At 70.7% G+C, this 16,314-nt stretch carries 15 protein-coding genes, 1 tRNA gene and 1 pseudogene; 14 read left to right on the top strand and 3 right to left on the bottom strand.

Going from position 1 to position 16,314, the window contains the following annotated elements:
- The first annotated feature begins 206 nt into the window (after positions 1–206).
- From ACIBNA_RS29495 to ACIBNA_RS29440, 12 genes are all read left to right on the top strand, one after another.
- Positions 207–614: an NADH-quinone oxidoreductase subunit A gene (locus ACIBNA_RS29495; protein ID WP_010041427.1), complete on the top strand. Its 408-nt coding sequence runs from the start codon at positions 207–209 to the stop codon at positions 612–614.
- Positions 605–1,270, top strand: coding sequence for an NADH-quinone oxidoreductase subunit B (locus ACIBNA_RS29490; RefSeq protein ID WP_399168218.1), 666 nt, complete (start codon positions 605–607; stop codon positions 1,268–1,270). Before ACIBNA_RS29495 ends, ACIBNA_RS29490 begins: the two co-directional genes overlap by 10 nt.
- Positions 1,267–2,859, top strand: a complete 1,593-nt coding sequence (locus ACIBNA_RS29485) for an NADH-quinone oxidoreductase subunit C (protein WP_399168217.1) — start codon at positions 1,267–1,269, stop codon at positions 2,857–2,859. Before ACIBNA_RS29490 ends, ACIBNA_RS29485 begins: the two co-directional genes overlap by 4 nt.
- Positions 2,856–3,824, top strand: coding sequence for an NADH-quinone oxidoreductase subunit H (locus ACIBNA_RS29480; protein WP_399168216.1), 969 nt, complete (start codon positions 2,856–2,858; stop codon positions 3,822–3,824). Before ACIBNA_RS29485 ends, ACIBNA_RS29480 begins: the two co-directional genes overlap by 4 nt.
- Positions 3,825–3,826: 2 nt before the next feature.
- Positions 3,827–4,477, top strand: coding sequence for a 4Fe-4S binding protein (locus ACIBNA_RS29475; RefSeq protein WP_020275041.1), 651 nt, complete (start codon positions 3,827–3,829; stop codon positions 4,475–4,477).
- Positions 4,474–5,118, top strand: a complete 645-nt coding sequence (locus ACIBNA_RS29470) for an NADH-quinone oxidoreductase subunit J (RefSeq protein ID WP_399168215.1) — start codon at positions 4,474–4,476, stop codon at positions 5,116–5,118. Before ACIBNA_RS29475 ends, ACIBNA_RS29470 begins: the two co-directional genes overlap by 4 nt.
- Positions 5,118–5,516, top strand: a complete 399-nt coding sequence (nuoK, locus tag ACIBNA_RS29465; RefSeq protein ID WP_399168214.1) for an NADH-quinone oxidoreductase subunit NuoK — start codon at positions 5,118–5,120, stop codon at positions 5,514–5,516. Before ACIBNA_RS29470 ends, nuoK begins: the two co-directional genes overlap by 1 nt.
- The gene (locus ACIBNA_RS29460) at positions 5,513–7,507 is read left to right on the top strand and encodes an NADH-quinone oxidoreductase subunit L (RefSeq protein WP_399168213.1); all 1,995 of its coding nucleotides are present in this window, start codon (positions 5,513–5,515) and stop codon (positions 7,505–7,507) included. The genes nuoK and ACIBNA_RS29460 overlap by 4 nt, the downstream gene beginning before the upstream one ends.
- A 6-nt stretch (positions 7,508–7,513) precedes the next feature.
- Entirely contained in the window at positions 7,514–9,088 is a 1,575-nt protein-coding gene (locus ACIBNA_RS29455; RefSeq protein ID WP_399168212.1) for a NuoM family protein, read from the top strand.
- Positions 9,085–10,608, top strand: a complete 1,524-nt coding sequence (locus tag ACIBNA_RS29450) for an NADH-quinone oxidoreductase subunit N (protein WP_399168211.1) — start codon at positions 9,085–9,087, stop codon at positions 10,606–10,608. Before ACIBNA_RS29455 ends, ACIBNA_RS29450 begins: the two co-directional genes overlap by 4 nt.
- A 240-nt stretch (positions 10,609–10,848) precedes the next feature.
- Positions 10,849–11,712, top strand: coding sequence for a zinc metalloprotease HtpX (gene htpX, locus ACIBNA_RS29445; RefSeq protein ID WP_399168210.1), 864 nt, complete (start codon positions 10,849–10,851; stop codon positions 11,710–11,712).
- Complete coding sequence (locus ACIBNA_RS29440) at positions 11,709–12,101, top strand: YccF domain-containing protein (protein ID WP_399168209.1); 393 nt, start codon at positions 11,709–11,711, stop codon at positions 12,099–12,101. Before htpX ends, ACIBNA_RS29440 begins: the two co-directional genes overlap by 4 nt.
- A gap of 282 nt (positions 12,102–12,383) precedes the next feature.
- Here ACIBNA_RS29440 and ACIBNA_RS29435 read toward each other — a convergent pair whose 3' ends face one another.
- On the bottom strand, positions 12,384–13,640 hold the full coding sequence (locus ACIBNA_RS29435) for an APC family permease (RefSeq protein WP_399168208.1): 1,257 nt from the start codon (positions 13,638–13,640) through the stop codon (positions 12,384–12,386).
- A gap of 199 nt (positions 13,641–13,839) precedes the next feature.
- Here ACIBNA_RS29435 and ACIBNA_RS29430 point away from each other — a divergent pair, with 199 nt between their 5' ends.
- Positions 13,840–14,106: a GlsB/YeaQ/YmgE family stress response membrane protein gene (locus ACIBNA_RS29430; RefSeq protein WP_274818387.1), complete on the top strand. Its 267-nt coding sequence runs from the start codon at positions 13,840–13,842 to the stop codon at positions 14,104–14,106.
- A 226-nt stretch (positions 14,107–14,332) separates the two neighbouring features.
- Here the strand turns inward: ACIBNA_RS29430 and ACIBNA_RS29425 are convergent, their stop codons facing one another.
- The gene (locus ACIBNA_RS29425; protein ID WP_338782509.1) at positions 14,333–14,821 is read right to left on the bottom strand and encodes a YajQ family cyclic di-GMP-binding protein; all 489 of its coding nucleotides are present in this window, start codon (positions 14,819–14,821) and stop codon (positions 14,333–14,335) included.
- A gap of 221 nt (positions 14,822–15,042) precedes the next feature.
- Here ACIBNA_RS29425 and ACIBNA_RS29420 point away from each other — a divergent pair.
- Positions 15,043–15,124: transfer RNA gene (locus ACIBNA_RS29420), tRNA-Tyr, on the top strand.
- Positions 15,125–15,288: 164 nt separating this feature from the next.
- Here the strand turns inward: ACIBNA_RS29420 and ACIBNA_RS29415 are convergent.
- Positions 15,289–16,224, bottom strand: a pseudogene (locus ACIBNA_RS29415) (tyrosine-type recombinase/integrase); the annotation flags it as partial.
- Positions 16,225–16,314: the final 90 nt, after the last annotated feature.

Raw genomic sequence — 16,314 nt, 5'->3', positions numbered from 1 at the left:
ACTGAGGTAAACCCCACCCCCGCATGCCAGGGCGTGACGGGCTGCTTACCCTGCCTTTATCAGGGCCTAGACTCCCGTGCGTACAGATCGTCGAACGGCGGCGTTCGTTGTTCGACGAACGGCGGCGTCCGTTGTTCCCGGCCGTGCCCCGGAGCCGCGGAACCGTCGCAGGATCCAGTCCGAGTTTCAGGGAGCGAGGGACGGACGTGCCGGAACCGACCGTCGTCACCACGACCGTCGTCGCGGCGGACTACTTCCAGTCCTATTCGGTCGTCGGGCTGCTCGCCGTCGTCGGTGTGCTGTTCGTCGCCGTCGCCTTCGGGGCCGGCCGCCTGCTGCGGCCCGTCGTCCCCACACCCGAGAAGCTCCTGACCTACGAGTGCGGCGTCGACCCCGTCGGCGAGGGCTGGGCCCACACCCAGGTCCGCTACTACGTCTACGCCTTCCTGTACGTGATCTTCGCCGTCGACTCGATCTTCCTGTTCCCCTGGGCGACCGTCTTCGCAGCCCCCGGCTACGGCGCGACCACCCTGGTGGAGATGTTCATCTTCCTCGGCTTCCTGGCCGTGGGCCTGCTCTACGCATACAAGAAGGGCGTGCTGGCATGGACGTGACCCCCTCCAGCCCCGAGCCCGTGCTGCTTCCGGAGCCGAAGCGGCTCGGCGCCCTCGCGCGACTCGCGCCCGAGCCGATGAAGGTGATCCTGAACTGGGGCCGCCGCTACTCGCTCTGGGTCTTCAACTTCGGTCTCGCCTGCTGCGCGATCGAGTTCATCGCGGCGTCGATGGCCCGCCACGACTTCATCCGGCTCGGCGTCATCCCCTTCGCGCCGGGCCCGCGCCAGGCCGACCTGATGGTGGTGTCCGGCACGGTCACGGACAAGATGGCGCCGGCGGTGAAGCGCCTCTACGAGCAGATGCCGGAACCCAAGTACGTCATCTCCTTCGGCGCGTGCAGCAACTGCGGCGGCCCCTACTGGGACTCGTACTCCGTCACCAAGGGCGTCGACCAGATCATCCCCGTCGACGTCTACGTCCCCGGCTGCCCGCCCCGGCCCGAGGCGCTGCTCCAGGGCATCCTCAAGCTCCAGGAGAAGATCGCCCGCGAGTCGCTGGGGGAGCGCTATGGCAGCACGGGCGCGGGGCGGCCTTCGGCGGCGGCGTTGCAGAGCGGCCTGGTGCGACCGCCGGCCCCGTCCTCGCCTTCGCCCTCGCCTTCGCCCTCGCCTTCGCCCTCGCCTTCGCCCTCGGCATCGGAGGAGGGACGATGACCGCGGCCGGCTGGCTCCCCGCCGACGTCGAGGAACTCTTCGGCACGGACGCCACGGCCGAGGAGTCGTACGAGGTCCTGACCGTCGACGTACCGCCGACGACCTGGATCTCCGCCCTGGAGACCGCACGCGACCGCCTCGGCTGCACGTACTTCGACTGGCTGAGCGCGGTCGACGAACCGGGCACGGGCTTTCGCGTCACGGCCCACGTCGCGGCACTGTCCCCGCTCCGACGTCTTCTCCTGCGTACGACCGTCCCGCACGAGGCCCCCGCCCTGCCCTCGGCGGTCGGCGTCTACGCGGGCGCCGCCTGGCACGAACGCGAGACGCACGAGATGTTCGGCATCACCTTCGAAGGCCACCCGGCACTGGACCACCTGCTCCTCCCCGAGAACTTCGAAGGCCACCCCCTGCGCAAGGACTTCGTGCTGGCCGCACGCGTCGCCAAGGCCTGGCCCGGCGCGAAGGAACCGGGCGAGTCGGAACACGGCGGCCCCAAGCGCCGCCAGATGCTTCCCCCCGGCGTCCCCGACCCGAACGAATGGGGCCCCCTGAAGGGCCAACTCCCCCCAGCCCCGGCCCGCGGCCCCGGCCGCACGCCAGCCGACCGCCCGCCCCGAGCCACCGCCCGCCCCGCGGGCGAACGCCCGGTCCGGCGAACCCGCTCGGCGACGGAGGGCTCGGCGAGCCAGGCCGCTGCCGGTGACGCGGGTACGCCGTCTCCGACGCCCTCGCGCCGCAGCCGTTCGGTGGCGGAGGGCTCGGCCAGTCAGGCCGCGCCCGGGGAGTCGGCTGCTCCGGCTTCGGCGGGGCCGCGTCGCGACCGCTCGGTGACGGAGGACTCGGCGAGTCAGGGGACGACGGGCGATACGCCTCCCTCGTCCCCGGCCGCCCCGCGGCGGACCCGCACGGCGGCGGAGGGCTCGGTAAGCCAGACGTCCACCGGTCCTGAATCCACCGCCTCCGGTCCCGAATCCCAGGCCACCGAAGCCGAACCAGCGGCGACCGCGACCGGCTCCCAGCCACCGGACACCGAGCCGGAGTCGCCGGACACCGAGCCGGAGTCGCCGGACGCCGAGCCCGGTACCCCGGCCACCTCGACGGCGCCGCGCCGGGCGCGCAGCGCGAGTGACGGCTCGGCGTCGCAGCGGACACAGCCAGGTGCTTCTGCCGGCCCGCGCCGTGCGCGCACATCGGAGGGCTCCGCCAGCCAGCGGGCCGCGTCCGAACCCGGAGGCAGCCGGCCGGGCAGGGCATCGCGCCCCCCGCGCAGCACGGACGCCCCCTGGCACCACGCCCGCCCGGCCTTCGAAGAACCGGCTCCCGAACCGTCGCCCGAGGCCGGACCGTTGCCGACTCCCGAGCCGTCGGGTGACCCGAAGACCCCGAACAGCACCTCGGAGTCACCGGACCCCCCGAAGTCGACGGACGGTGCGAAGGCGCCCGACAGCACGGAGACATCGCGCAGTCCGGATAACCCCGAGCCTGCGGAGTCTCCCGAGCCCTCGGACACCCCCGACACCCCGAAACCGGCGAACAACCGGCAGCCCACCGACAACCCCGAAGACCCCACAGGAGGCCCGCGGTGAACGACGTGCTCGACGTCATCCTGCGACTCCTGATCGTGTTCGTCGTCTTCCTCACCTTCCCCCTGATCATCGGCCAGACCGAACACAAGGTGATGGCCCACATGCAGGGCCGCCTCGGCCCCATGTACGCCGGCGGCTTCCACGGCTGGGCCCAGCTGATCGCCGACGGCGTGAAGTTCGCGCAGAAGGAGGACGTCGTCCCCGCGGGCGCGGACCGCCGTATCTTCCAACTGGCCCCCGCCGTCGCCCTCCTGCCCTACCTCCTCGTCCTGCTCGCCATCCCCATCGGCCCGGACGAGGGAGCCGTCGGCCAGGTCATCGACGCCGGCGTCTTCTTCGTCCTGGCCGTCATGGGCGTCGGCGTCCTCGGCTCGCTCATGGCCGGCTGGGCGTCCGCGAACAAGTTCTCCCTCCTCGGCGGCCTGCGCACCGCCGCCCAGCTCCTCGCCTACGAACTGCCGATGCTCCTGACCGCCGCCTCGGTGGCGATGGCGGCCGGCACCGTCTCGCTCCCCGGCATCCTCGACGCCTTCGAGTGGTGGTGGCTGCCCTGGCAGATCGTCGGCGCGATCGTCTTCTTCGTGGCCGGCCTCGCCGAACTCCAGCGCCCGCCCTTCGACATGCCCGTCGCCGACTCGGAGATCATCTTCGGCGCGTACACCGAGTACACCGGCCTCCGCTTCGCCCTGTTCCTCCTCGCCGAGTACGCCGGAATCGTCGTCCTGTGCGGCCTGACCACCGTCCTCTTCCTGGGCGGCTGGCACGGCCCCTGGGGCGCCGACGGCCTCGGCTGGGTCTGGACCCTGCTGAAGACCGCCGTCCTCGCCTTCATCGTGATCTGGCTCCGCGTCACCTACCCCCGCCTGCGCGAGGACCAGCTCCAGAAACTGTCCTGGACCCTCCTCGTCCCCCTTTCCCTCGCCCAGATCGCCCTCACCGGCATCGTCAAGGTGGTGATCCAGTAACCATGGCCCCCATCCCTGGCAGTGGCCTGGCCAAGGGCCTGGCCGTCACCCTCCGCACGATGACGAAGAAGTCCGTCACCGCGCAGTACCCGGACGCCCAGCCCGACCTCCCGCCCCGCACCCGCGGTGTGATCGGCCTGTTCGAGGAGAACTGCACGGTCTGCATGCTGTGCGCCCGCGAGTGCCCGGACTGGTGCATCTACATCGACTCCCACAAGGAGACGGTCCCGGCGGCGACCCCCGGCGGCCGCGAACGCAGCCGCAACGTCCTCGACCGCTTCGCCATCGACTTCTCCCTGTGCATGTACTGCGGTATCTGCATCGAGGTCTGTCCTTTCGACGCCCTGTTCTGGTCCCCGGAGTTCGAGTACGCCGAGACCGACATCCGCGACCTCACCCACGAGCGCGACAAGCTCCGCGAGTGGATGTGGACCGTCCCGGCCCCGCCGGCCCTCGACCCCGGCGCGGAGGAACCGAAGGAACTCGCCACCGCCCGCAAGACCGCCGACAAGCTGGCCGCCCAGCAGGCCCCGCCCGCCACCGAACCGCACGCCGACGAGCAGGCCCGGGCAGCCGAGCGACCGACCCGCCCGCAGGGCGACTCCAAGCAGCAGACCGATCAGCCCAGGCCGGGGCAGGAGGGCCGGGAATGACCCTCGCCACAGCCGCAGGCCTCCTCATGGCCGGCCCGGCCACCGACGCCGCGGCCGAAACCCACGGCTTCCTTTCCCCGACGGGCGTCGAGATCGCCTTCCTCCTCGTCGGCCTGGTCACCTTCGGCGCCGCGCTCGTCACCGTCACCACCCGGCAGCTGGTGCACGCCGCCTTGTGGCTGGTGGTGACCCTCGGCGGTCTGGCCGTCGAGTACCTCCTGCTCACGGCCGAGTTCATCGCCTGGGTGCAGGTCCTCATCTACGTCGGTTCCGTCGTCGTCCTCCTCCTGTTCGGTCTGATGCTCACCAGGGCCCCCATCGGCCGCTCCCCGGACGCCGACTCCGGCAACCGCTGGGCCGCCCTCACCGTGGCCGTCGCCGCCGCTGCCGCCCTGGTCTGGGTCGTCGTCGACGCCTTCCGCACCACCTGGATCGACCTGGACGGCCCCGCCGCCGGCTCCACCAAGGCAACCGGCGCGAGCCTCTTCCAGAACTGGGTCCTCCCCTTCGAGGCCCTCTCCGTCCTCCTCCTCGCCGCCCTGGTCGGCGCGATCGTCCTGTCCCGCAAGGCGAAGGCCGCCACGGCGACCGCGGCCGAGAGCACCCCGGCCCCCCGGAGCGAGCAGGAAGGGGCCCGCTGATGCACCTCGCCTATCCCGCCGTCCTCTCCGTCCTGCTCTTCTGCACGGGCCTGTACGGCGTCCTCGCCCGCCGCAACGCGATCCTGGTCCTGATGTCGGTCGAGCTGATGCTCAACGCCGTCAACCTCAACCTGGTCGCCTTCGACGTCTGGCTCAGCAAGACCGCCGAGGAGACCCTGCACTCCGGCCAGGCCCTGACCTTGTTCACCATCGCCATCGCCGCCGCCGAGATCGGCATCGGCCTGGCCATCGTCCTCGCCGTCCACCGCAACCGCGGCACCGCGGACATCGACAAGCTCCGCGACACCGCCGAACGGCACGACCCCGACGACACCGACCACGACGCCCTCACGGCCGAGCAGTCCGACAAGGCCCAGAAGGCTGAGGCCACCGCGTGACCACGACCACCCTCGCCGTCCTCGTCCCCCTCCTGCCGTTCCTCGGTGCCGTCGCCGGCCTGCTCCTCGGCCGCACGGCACCCGGCTTCGTCCGCCCGCTCGCCGTCCTGCCGACGCTCACCTCCCTGGTGCTCGCCGCGCTGGTCGCCGTACGCCAGGGCGGTGACGCGGCCGTCAACGCGGCCACGGAACTCACCCCCACCGGCTCGGTCCCGGTCGAACTCGCCCTGCACATCGACGGCTTCGCCGCCCTCGTCGCCGTCCTCGTCGGCCTCGTCGCCTCCTGCGTGCAGATCTACTCGACGGGCTACCTGCGCGACGACCCGCGCTACCCCTCGTACGCCGCTCTCGTCTCCCTGTTCACCTCCGCGATGCTCCTGGTCGTCTACTCCGGCGACCTGATCGTGCTGCTGGTCGGCTGGGAAGTCATGGGCATCTGCTCCTACTTCCTGGTCGGCCACTACTGGGAGACCCCGGAGGCCCGCGCCGCCTCCCTCAAGGCCTTCCTGGTCACCAAGCTCGGCGACGTCCCCTTCCTCATCGGCCTGTTCGCCCTGGCCACCGACGCCGGTTCGTTCCGCATCACCAAGGTCCTCGGCGCCGTCGCGAGCGGCTCGCTCGACCACCCGACGCTGATCGCCCTGCTGCTCCTGGCGGGCGTGGCGGGCAAGTCCGCGCAGTTCCCGCTGCACACCTGGCTCCCCGACGCGATGGCGGGCCCGACCCCCGTCTCCGCGCTGATCCACGCCGCGACGATGGTCGCCGCCGGTGTCTACTTCATCGCCCGTCTCCTGCCGCTGTTCGAGGCCTCCCAGGCCGCGATGGTCGTCCTCGCCGTCATGGCCGCCGTCACCATGGCCGGCTCGGCCCTCGCCGCGCTCGCCCAGGACGACATCAAGCGCGTCCTCGCGTACTCGACGATCGGCCAGCTCGGCTACATGTCCGGCGCCCTCGCCGTCGGCGACCGCGGAGCCGCCGTCTTCCACCTCCTGTCCCACGGCGCCTTCAAGGCGCTGCTGTTCCTCGCGGCCGGCGTGATCATCCACGCCGCCGGCACCAACTCGCTGGCCGCCATGTCCCGCATGCGGAACCTGCGCGACCGCGTCCCCGACGCCTACTGGACGATGACCGTGGCGCTCCTCGCGCTCGCCGCGATCCCGCCGTTCAGCGGCTTCTTCTCCAAGGAGGCCGTCCTCGGCGTCGCCGAACACGTCGTCACCGGTCACACCGAGCACGCCCCCGCCGCCGCGGGCTGGATCGTCCTCGTCGCCGGCCTGCTCACGGCCGTGCTCACCGCCGCCTACGCGATGCGCCTGTGGCTGCTGGCCTTCCGCGGCCGGGGCGCCGAAGCCCCCGACCACGGCAGGCAGCCACTGACGATGACCGTTGTGCTGTGGGTGCTCGCCGCCCCGTCCCTGGCCCTCGGCGGATTCGCGTTCCGCCTGCTGCCCGACTGGTTCGACGGCCGCGACCTCAGCCCGACCCTCACCACCTCCGTCCTCGGCACGGGCGTGGCCCTGGTCGGCGGCATCGTCACCTACGGCGCCTGGCGGCACACCACCGCTCTCACCGCACGCGTCCCGCTGGGCGCGGTCGCGGCCCACCCCGAGGGCGACGCCGCCCAGGTCGAGGCGGAAGCCATCGCCACCCACAAGCCGGCCTACGGAGACATCGCCTACGCCCCCGACCCCGCCGACCCCGGACGGCTCCTGCTCGGCCCGCTGCACCGCCACGCGGCCGCCGGCTTTCACATGGACGCCGTGTACAGGGCCCTCTTCGTCCGACCGGTCCAGGCCGGGGCGAGCCTCGTCCGGTTCCTGGACCGGGAGGTCGTCGAGACCTACGTACGCGGCGCGGGTGCGCTGCCCCGCTGGCTCGGCGCCGCCGTACGGCGCGCCCAGACCGGCAACGTCCAGACCTATGTGAGCGCGCTGCTCGCCGGCACCGTCGTCCTCGCGGTCGCCGTCGTCCTCGTCGCCACGGGAGCGTGAGCAGGCGTGATCGATATCAACGAGTCCGTGATGCAGTTCCTTCTGGCGTTCGTCGTCGTCGGGCCGCTCCTCGGCGCGGCCGCGGCTCTCCTGCCGGCCCCGCCCGGGCTGAAGGGGAAGTCACCCGAGCAGGCCGTGCTCCGGCACGGCGTCACCGTCACCGGCGCCGTCCTCATCGCGGCGATCGTCCTCGCGCTCGGCTTCGACCACGACCAGCCGTCGAAGATGCAGGCCAGCACGGACATCAGCTGGATTCCCGCACTCGACGTACGCATCCACCTCGGCATCGACGGCATCTCCCTCCCCCTTCTGGTCCTGACCGCGCTGCTGACCTTCCTCTGCGCGCTCTACTCGTACTTCAAGATGCCCGCGGGTCCGACCCCGAAGGCCTTCGTCGCCCTGCTGCTCGTCCTCGAGTCCGGCACGCTCGCGACCTTCGCCGTCCTCGACCTGCTGCTGTTCTTCCTGGCCTTCGAGATGGTCCTCATCCCGATGTACTTCCTCATCGCCCGCTGGGGCGGCGAGGGCCGGAGCCAGGCCGCGTGGCGGTTCATCCTCTACACACTGCTCGGCTCCGTGGTCATGCTGCTCGGCCTGCTCCTGATCGGGATCAAGGCGGGCACGTTCGACATGATGGCACTCGCCACTGACAACGGCCGGTCGCTGACCACATCCGTGCAGGTCATCGCGGTTCTGGCGATCGGTATCGGCCTTGCGGTCAAGACGCCGATGTGGCCGCTGCACAGCTGGCTGCCCGACGCCCACACCGCCGCGCCGACCGTCGGCTCGGTCCTGCTGGCCGGTGTCCTGCTGAAGATGGGTACGTACGGGTTCGTCCGGATCCTCCTCCCCATCACGCCGGACGGCTTCCGCACCTTCGCGCCCTACCTCGCAGCGCTCGCCGTCGTCGGCATCATCTACGGATCCCTGGCCTGTCTGGCTCTCGCCAAGCAGGGCGCGAAGGGCGACCTCAAGCGCCTCATCGCCTACTCTTCCGTCGGCCACATGGGTTTCGTCCTGCTCGGCATCGCCACGATGACCCCGACCGGCGTGAACGGCGCCCTGTTCGCCAACATCGCCCACGGCCTGATCACCGGCCTGCTCTTCTTCCTGGTCGGCGCGCTGAAGGACCGCACCGGCACCACCGACCTCGACACCCTCGCCGAGGAGACCGGAGCCGCGCTCTACGGCAAGGCCCCGCGCCTCGGCGGCCTGCTCGCCTTCGGCGCGGTCGCCTCGCTCGGTCTGCCGGGCCTGGCCGGCTTCTGGGGCGAGATGCTGGCCCTGTTCGGCGCGTTCCAGCCGGCGGCAGGCCTCAGCCGTCCCGCGTTCCTCACCTTCATGGCGATCGGCGCGTTCGGCACACTGCTGACGGCCGCCTACCTGCTGATCGTGGTCCGCCGCGTCTGCATGGGTGCCCTGCCCCAGGACGCGCCGAAGCTCACCGACGTCCGCTCGTACGAGTTCGCGGCCTGGGCCCCGCTCGTCGTCCTCACCGTCGTCGCGGGCCTGTGGCCCAAGGCCCTCCTCGGCCTGAGCGACCCGGCCGTCCAGCAGCTCCTCGCAGGAGGCACCCGATGAGCTCCCCGGCCCAGCCCCTGGCCGCGTCGCTGGTCCAGTCCGTCGACTGGCTCGCGATCGCACCGCCCACCATCGCGGCGGTCGTCGGACTCGTCGTCCTGGTCGCCGACCTGTTCGTCGCCGAGAACCGCAAGACGCTGCTCGGCTGGACGTCCGTGGCCGGCCTGGCCGCCGCCACGCTGATGCTGCTGCCCCTCCTGGCCGGCGACCGCAGCACCTTCTGCCTGACCGGCGACGCCACCGTGTGCAGCTACACGGCCGACCGCTTCACCCTGGTCATCCAGTTCCTGGTCCTCGGCGGCACCCTCCTCGCCGCCCTCCTGTCGGTCACGGCCCTGAAGGACGCCCGCAAGGAGCTTCCCGAGGGGGAGTACTGGTTCCTGCTGCTGTCCTCCGCGGCCGGCGCCGCCCTCCTGCCCGCCTCCCGCGACCTCGCGACCCTCATCGTCGCCCTGGAGGTCGCCTCCCTGCCCGCCTTCGCGCTGGTCGGCCTCAGGTACGGCGACCGGAAGTCCTCCGAAGCGGCCCTGAAGTTCTTCCTGTCCTCGGTCACCGCGACCGCGGTCAGCCTGATGGGCATCAGCTTCGTGTACGCCTCCACGGGCACCCTCTACCTCATCCAGGTCGCCGACCGCATCCAGAACGTCGACGGGCAGCTCCACACGCTCGCCCAGACCGGCGTCGTCCTCACCCTCGTCGGCTTCGCCTTCAAGACGGCCGCCGTGCCCTTCCACTTCTGGGTGCCGGACACCTACGTAGGGGCGCCCTTGCCCATCGCCGCCTACCTGTCGGTCATCGGCAAGGCGGTCGGTTTCAGCGGCCTGATCCTCGTCACGGTCGTGGCCCTCCCGTCGTACGCCGACGTCTGGGGCCCGGCCCTGGCGGCCCTGGCCGCGCTCACCATGACCGTGGGCAACGTCGGAGCCCTCCGCCAGCAGGCCACGCGCGCGTACAGCGCGGTACGCCTGCTCGCCTGGTCGTCCGTCGGCCAGGCCGGTTACCTCCTGGTGCCGATCGCGGCCGCCGCGTACTCCGGCGACGCCGAGAAGTCGATCGGCTCCACCGTCGCCTACGCCCTGATGTACGGCGCCGTGAACCTCGGCGCCTTCGCCGTGGCCGCCCTCGTCGGCCGGACGAAATCCCTCAACCGCGTCTCCGACTACCGCGGCCTGTACGCGTCGAGCCCGCTGTCCGCGCTGCTCCTGGCGTTCTTCCTGCTCTGCCTCGCAGGGCTGCCGCCGGGCATCATCGGCCTCTTCGCCAAGGTCACCGTCTTCTCGGCGGCCGTCGACGCAGGCCTCGGCTGGCTGGCCGTGATCATGGCCGTCAACGTCGTCATCGCGCTGTTCTACTACCTCCAGTGGACGGCCCTGCTCTTCCGCGCCCCCGAGGGCGAACCCGAGAAGCACCGCGTCCCGGCCCCGCTCACCGCCGCGATCGCCCTGACCGGAGTCCTCGGCATCGTGTTGTCCGGCGCACCCCAGCTGGTCCTGCGCTTCACCGACACCGCCCTGTTCTGAACAACAGGCGCATTCGCCACGCGCGCGTGGGGCACCCGGCCCTCCACGCGCGCGTGCCGTTTTCCCGGCGCCGTTCACCCGGGCGGTCCACAGCGCCCGCCGCGCGCACAAGGGAACTAGTGCCTCCCGCCTGGCGTTGACCAGTACGGGAAGGTCCACTGGACGTGAACATCACGGCACCAGTGGCACCGCAGATCAGCAAGGAAGGGTCCCCCTGCCGCACCACTTGGAGGGCGTACCGTGCACCGCCGGCACAACGGGCTCAGGACAGCAGTCCTCCTCGGGGGACTGTCCGCACTCATCATCGTCATCGGCAGCTTCTTCGGCCGCATGGGGCTCGTCATCGCCGTCCTGGTAGCGCTGGCCACCAACGCTTACGCGTACTGGAACAGCGACAAGCTGGCCCTCCGCGCGATGCGAGCCCGCCCGGTGAGCGAGTTCGAGGCCCCCGGGCTCTACCGCATGGTCCGCGAGCTCTCGACACAGGCGCGCCAGCCCATGCCGCGCCTGTACATCTCCCCGACGGAGGCGCCCAACGCCTTCGCCACAGGCCGCAATCCGCGCAACGCCGCCGTGTGCTGCACCGAAGGCATCCTGCGCCTCCTGGACGAGCGCGAGCTGCGCGGCGTCATCGGCCACGAGCTCAGCCATGTCTACAACCGCGACATCCTCATCTCGTCGGTCGCCGGCGCCCTCGCCTCCGTGATCATGTTCCTGGTCAACTTCGCCTGGCTGATCCCGATCGGACGCTCGGACGACGACGACGGCCCCGGCCTGCTCGGCATGCTGCTGATCATGATCCTGGGCCCGCTGGCCGCCTCCGTCATCCAACTGGCCATCAGCCGTTCCCGGGAATACCAGGCGGACGCCTCCGGAGCCCAGCTCACCGGCGACCCGCTCGCCCTGGCCAGCGCCCTGCGCAAGCTCGAACTGGGCACCAAGCAGCTCCCGCTGCCGCCCGAGCCGCGCCTCGAGACCGCCAGCCACATGATGATCGCGAACCCGTTCCGGCCCGGCCAGGGTCTTTCGAAGATGTTCTCCACACACCCGCCGATGGCGGACCGCATCGCCCGGCTCGAGAAGATGGCAGGTGGGAACCAGTGAAGACCGTCCTGAACGTCATATGGCTCGTCCTGAGCGGATTCTGGCTCTTCCTCGCCTACATGGCCGCGGGCCTGCTCCTCTGTATCACCATCATCGGCATCCCGTTCGGCATCGCGGCCTTCCGCATCGGCGTCTACGCCCTGTGGCCCTTCGGGTACATGACGGTCGAGCGCCGCGACGCGGGCGCGCCGTCCTGCGTCGGCAACGTGCTGTGGCTGGTACTCGCGGGCTGGTGGCTGGCCCTCGGCCACATCGTCACCGGCATCGCGCTGTGCGTCACGATCATCGGCATCCCGCTCGGCGTGGCCAACTTCAAGCTCATCCCGGTCTCGCTGCTCCCGCTGGGCCGCGACATCGTCCGGACGAACGAGCCGTTCGCGGTGCGCTGACGGCGGGGCGACGCCGTCCGGCTTCCACAGACCACGGGTTATCCACAGGCCCGACCGGCTGTCGGTGGCGGCCTGCATCATGAATCCATGACCGCGATCGAGCAGTTGCCGAGCCGAGCGACGGCCAAGTCTCACAACGCATGCCGCCGCAGTTGGACTTCACATCCCGAGCGGGCCGACCCGATGAGAGGCCCTTGACCGACAGCAACCGAGCGGGCCCTGGCAGCAGCCAATAACCGGGACCGCAGCAAAAGCCCCCCGACCACGGCAAAGAGGGCAGCTCTACGCCCTCCCAGCCCCCGCCCGCACCACCCGCCGCACGCCGTACGCAACCGCCCCCACCGCCAGCACACCCGCGCCCACGACCACGGAAACACCCGGCAGCGCGAACGCCAGTACCGCACACCCGACCAGCCCGACCACCGGCACCACCCGTGCCGCCGGCGCCGAATCCAGCGTCCAGGCCGACGCGTTGGCCACGGCGTAGTACGCCAGCACCCCGAAGGAGGAGAACCCGATCGCGCCCCGGACATCCACCGTGGCGGCCAGGACCGCGACCACCGCGCCCACGGCCAGCTCCGCCCGGTGGGGCACCTGGAAGCGCGGATGCACGGCCGCCAGCGCGCCCGGCAGATGCCGGTCCCGGGCCATGGCCAGTGTCGTCCGCGAGACGCCCAGGATCAGGGCGAGGAGCGACCCCAGCGCGGCCACGGCCGCACCGATCCGTACCACCGGCACGAGCCAGGGCATCCCGGCCGCCCGCGCCGCGTCGGCCAGCGGCGCCGCCGCGTCCCCGAGACCATCCGACCCCAGCACCGAAAGGACAGCCACCGCCACACCCGCGTACACCACCAGCGCGATGCCCAGCGCCAGCGGGATCGCGCGCGGAATGGTGCGCGCCGGGTCCCGTACCTCCTCACCGAGGGTCGCGATCCGGGCGTACCCGGCGAACGCGAAGAACAGCAGGCCAGCCGCCTGAAGCACACCGCCCGCACCGTCCGAGGCCCCGATGTCCAGCCGCCCGGCATCGGCCTCGCCCGACATCAGACACCCGACCACCACGGCAGCGAGGACAGCCAGGACCACCGCCACGATCACCCGCGTCAGCCACGCGGACTTCTGGACACCGCCGTAGTTCACCGCGGTCAGCGCCACCACGGCCGCGACCGCCACCGCGTGCGCCTGCCCCGGCCAGACGTACGTGCCCACGGTGAGCGCCATCGCCGCACAGGAGGCCGTCTTCCCGACCACGAACGACCAGCCCGCGAGATACCCCCAGAACTCCCCTAGCCGCTCACGCCCGTACACGTAGGTACCGCCCGAGGCCGGATACAGGGCGGCGAGGCGCGCCGACGACATGGCGTTGCAGTACGCGACCACGGCGGCGACGGCGAGCCCCAGGAGCAGCCCGGAGCCGGCCGCGTGCGCCGCGGGCGCGAGCGCGGCGAAGATCCCGGCTCCCACCATCGAGCCGAGTCCGACGACGACGGCGTCCCCGACGCCGAGGGTGCGGCGCAGTTCGGAAGCGGAGGCTGTCATGCGTCGCACCCTACTGATCAGCGCAACCGACGGGCACCGCCAGGGCGTCTTCCCGACCAAGACGGCGTGAACGCGTGCGACAAGGACGACGCACGCGGTACGCCCGGCGTACGACGCACAACGCACGAGCACGGCCTGCCGGGAGCAAGATCACATGGCCGGAAAGTGCGGGCACAGCGTGAAAGGGCAGGTTCACGGCATGACCATTATCAGCTGGATCATCCTGGGACTGTTGGCCGGAGCCATCGCGAAGTTCCTGCTGCCGGGGCGCGACCCGGGCGGCCTCATCGGTACGACCCTGATCGGCATCGCGGGCGCGTTCATCGGCGGCTGGATATCGGCCCGCTGGATGGACCACCCGATCACCAAGGACTTCTACGACGGCACGACCTGGGCCGCGGCGATCGGCGGATCGCTTGTCCTCCTGATCGCCTACCGTCTTCTGTTCGGCAACTCACGCAACTGACGGCACCCACGGTCCACGGCCGGTATGCGCCCACGGCCACGACCGGTATGCACCCACCGCCCGCAGCCGGCACGCGCCACTACACGGCCCGTGCCCGGCACGCGCCCATGGACCGCAGCCAGCAGGCGAGAAGGGTGGGTACCCGGCAGGGTGCCCACCCTTCTCGTAACCATGCAGACCGGGAGCCCACCCGAGCAGACCGGGAGCCCCGAGGACCCGACCGGACCTACCGGTAGTTCACGAACTGCATGGCGAAGTCGAAGTCCTTGCCCTTCAGCAGGGCGATGACGGCCTGAAGATCGTCACGGCTCTTGGAGCTGACCCGCAGCTCCTCGCCCTGCACCTGCGCCTTCACGCCCTTCGGGCCTTCGTCGCGGATGATCTTCGCCACCTTCTTCGCGTTCTCCTGGGAGATGCCCTCCTTGATCGACGCGAAGATCTTGTACTCCTTGCCCGAGAGCTGGGGCTCGCCCGCGTCCAGAGCCTTCAGCGAGATGCCACGCTTGATCAGCTTGGACTGGAAGACGTCGAGGACAGCCTTCACCCGGTCCTCGGAGTTCGCCTCCATGAGGATGTTCTCGCCGGACCACGAAATCGAGGCACCCACGCCCTTGAAGTCGTAGCGCTGCGAGATCTCCTTGGCGGCCTGGTTGAGTGCGTTGTCGACCTCCTGCCGCTCGACCTTCGAGACGATGTCGAAACTGGAGTCGGCCATGTCCTGTGGCTCCTTGTATCGGGGTGCGTATCGTGCGTACCGGCGTACGTGGGCGGCCGCCGGGTCTGTTCAGATCCCGGGCCGCATCCGGACAAGCCTAGCCACCCCCCGCCCTCCGGGCGCCGATCAATCGGGTGGCGAAGCACCCCTCCACATCAGGTATTGTTTACGTCGTTGCCACGGAGCACCGCGAAGAAGGCGGTTCGACGGGCAGCAACCCCGGCGGTGTGCCCGAGCGGCCAAAGGGAGCAGACTGTAAATCTGCCGGCTCAGCCTTCCCAGGTTCGAATCCTGGCGCCGCCACAAGACCGAAAGGGTCTGCGACCAGCAGCAATGCTGATCGCAGGCCCTTTCGGTGTTCACGGACCCGACCTGATCGTTATGGGTGCTTTTTCCCAGTGTGTCTCACCCTGATTCGGGTGCTGACCAGTCCGTGTGGGGCAGGTGTGGGGCAGCTTCCGGCCCTCCTAGCTGCCGTTCTTCAGTGCCCGCTCGATCCGGGCGTTCGCCGTGGCGGCGCCGCCGTCCAGGCACTTCGCGTACACGCGGAACAGCACGGCCACACTGTGGCCGGCGCGCGCGGCCACCTCCTGTGGTTCCACGCCGGAGCTGAGCCACGTGGACACGGCGGCGTGGCGAAGATCATATGGACGCTTTGCCAGCAGCGACGCGCATTGAGCGGGTGTGAGAGCACGCGCACGGGCTTCCGCCCACACCTCGCCGTATCCGGTGTCCTGGATGAGCCCGCCCCGTTGCGTCCGGAACAGCCGCCCGTCGGGGGCGACGCCGTACGCCGTGACGTGCCACCGGAGCAGGTTCACGAGATCGGGCGGGATCGGCACGGTGCGGACTGCTTTCCGGGCCCGGTGCTTGAGCCCTCGCCGATCGTGCGCCTCACCGCTGTCCGTCCAGGCCGACCCTGAGCGCGGGCGAGTCTCCCGGAGGCGCAGAGTGCCCCACCCCCGGCGGGGCAGGTCGCAGTCCTGGAGACGGAGGCCGATGACTTCCGCCGGCCGCGCCGCCGCGTAGTACATGCAGCCGAAGAACGCGACCAGGCGTCGCCCACGGGGGCTCTGCGTACGCACGGCATCGAGCAGGGTGAGAGCCTGTCGGGGGTCCGGCGCTGAGGCGGGGTCCAGTTCCTCCGCTACCTGCTCCGGAGACTTCCACTGCACCTGTGGCAGGGGGTTGTCCGTCAGGCGTCCGGCGTCTACGGCGTAGCCGAGAGCGTTGTGAAAGATGGCCCGCTTCCGGCGGATGGTCGACGCCGCTGCCGTGGTGCCGTCCAGTTTCTTGGTCAAGGCGTCCAGGGCGGCGCGTACCTGCATACGGTCGGCCAGCGCGGACCTGGGCAGGGATTTTCGTTCGAACCATGCCAGCACGGCGGCCACCTCGTCGGGGGGGGGTGCCTCTATGTCCTTCGTCAAGCCTGGGTTGGTCATGCGATGGCTGCTTCGGGGAGGCGGGGTTCGTAGAAGGTGCCGTCGCGGAGC

This window comes from Streptomyces sp. NPDC050164, from assembly GCF_044459945.1.
GTDB classification, from domain to species: domain Bacteria; phylum Actinomycetota; class Actinomycetes; order Streptomycetales; family Streptomycetaceae; genus Streptomyces; species Streptomyces coeruleorubidus_A.
This window is presented reverse-complemented; position numbering and strand designations above follow the sequence as displayed.

What these genes read in the sequence shown, in the direction of transcription:
- ACIBNA_RS29490 (WP_399168218.1), top strand. Translation starts at nt 605, where the DNA reads ATGGACGTGACCCCCTCCAGCCCCGAGCCCGTGCTGCTTCCGGAGCCG.
- ACIBNA_RS29485 (WP_399168217.1), top strand. Translation starts at nt 1,267, where the DNA reads ATGACCGCGGCCGGCTGGCTCCCCGCCGACGTCGAGGAACTCTTCGGC.
- ACIBNA_RS29475 (WP_020275041.1), top strand. Translation starts at nt 3,827, where the DNA reads ATGGCCCCCATCCCTGGCAGTGGCCTGGCCAAGGGCCTGGCCGTCACC.
- ACIBNA_RS29470 (WP_399168215.1), top strand. Translation starts at nt 4,474, where the DNA reads ATGACCCTCGCCACAGCCGCAGGCCTCCTCATGGCCGGCCCGGCCACC.
- nuoK (WP_399168214.1), top strand. Translation starts at nt 5,118, where the DNA reads ATGCACCTCGCCTATCCCGCCGTCCTCTCCGTCCTGCTCTTCTGCACG.
- ACIBNA_RS29450 (WP_399168211.1), top strand. Translation starts at nt 9,085, where the DNA reads ATGAGCTCCCCGGCCCAGCCCCTGGCCGCGTCGCTGGTCCAGTCCGTC.
- ACIBNA_RS29435 (WP_399168208.1), bottom strand. Translation starts at nt 13,640, where the DNA reads ATGACAGCCTCCGCTTCCGAACTGCGCCGCACCCTCGGCGTCGGGGAC.
- ACIBNA_RS29430 (WP_274818387.1), top strand. Translation starts at nt 13,840, where the DNA reads ATGACCATTATCAGCTGGATCATCCTGGGACTGTTGGCCGGAGCCATC.
- ACIBNA_RS29425 (WP_338782509.1), bottom strand. Translation starts at nt 14,821, where the DNA reads ATGGCCGACTCCAGTTTCGACATCGTCTCGAAGGTCGAGCGGCAGGAG.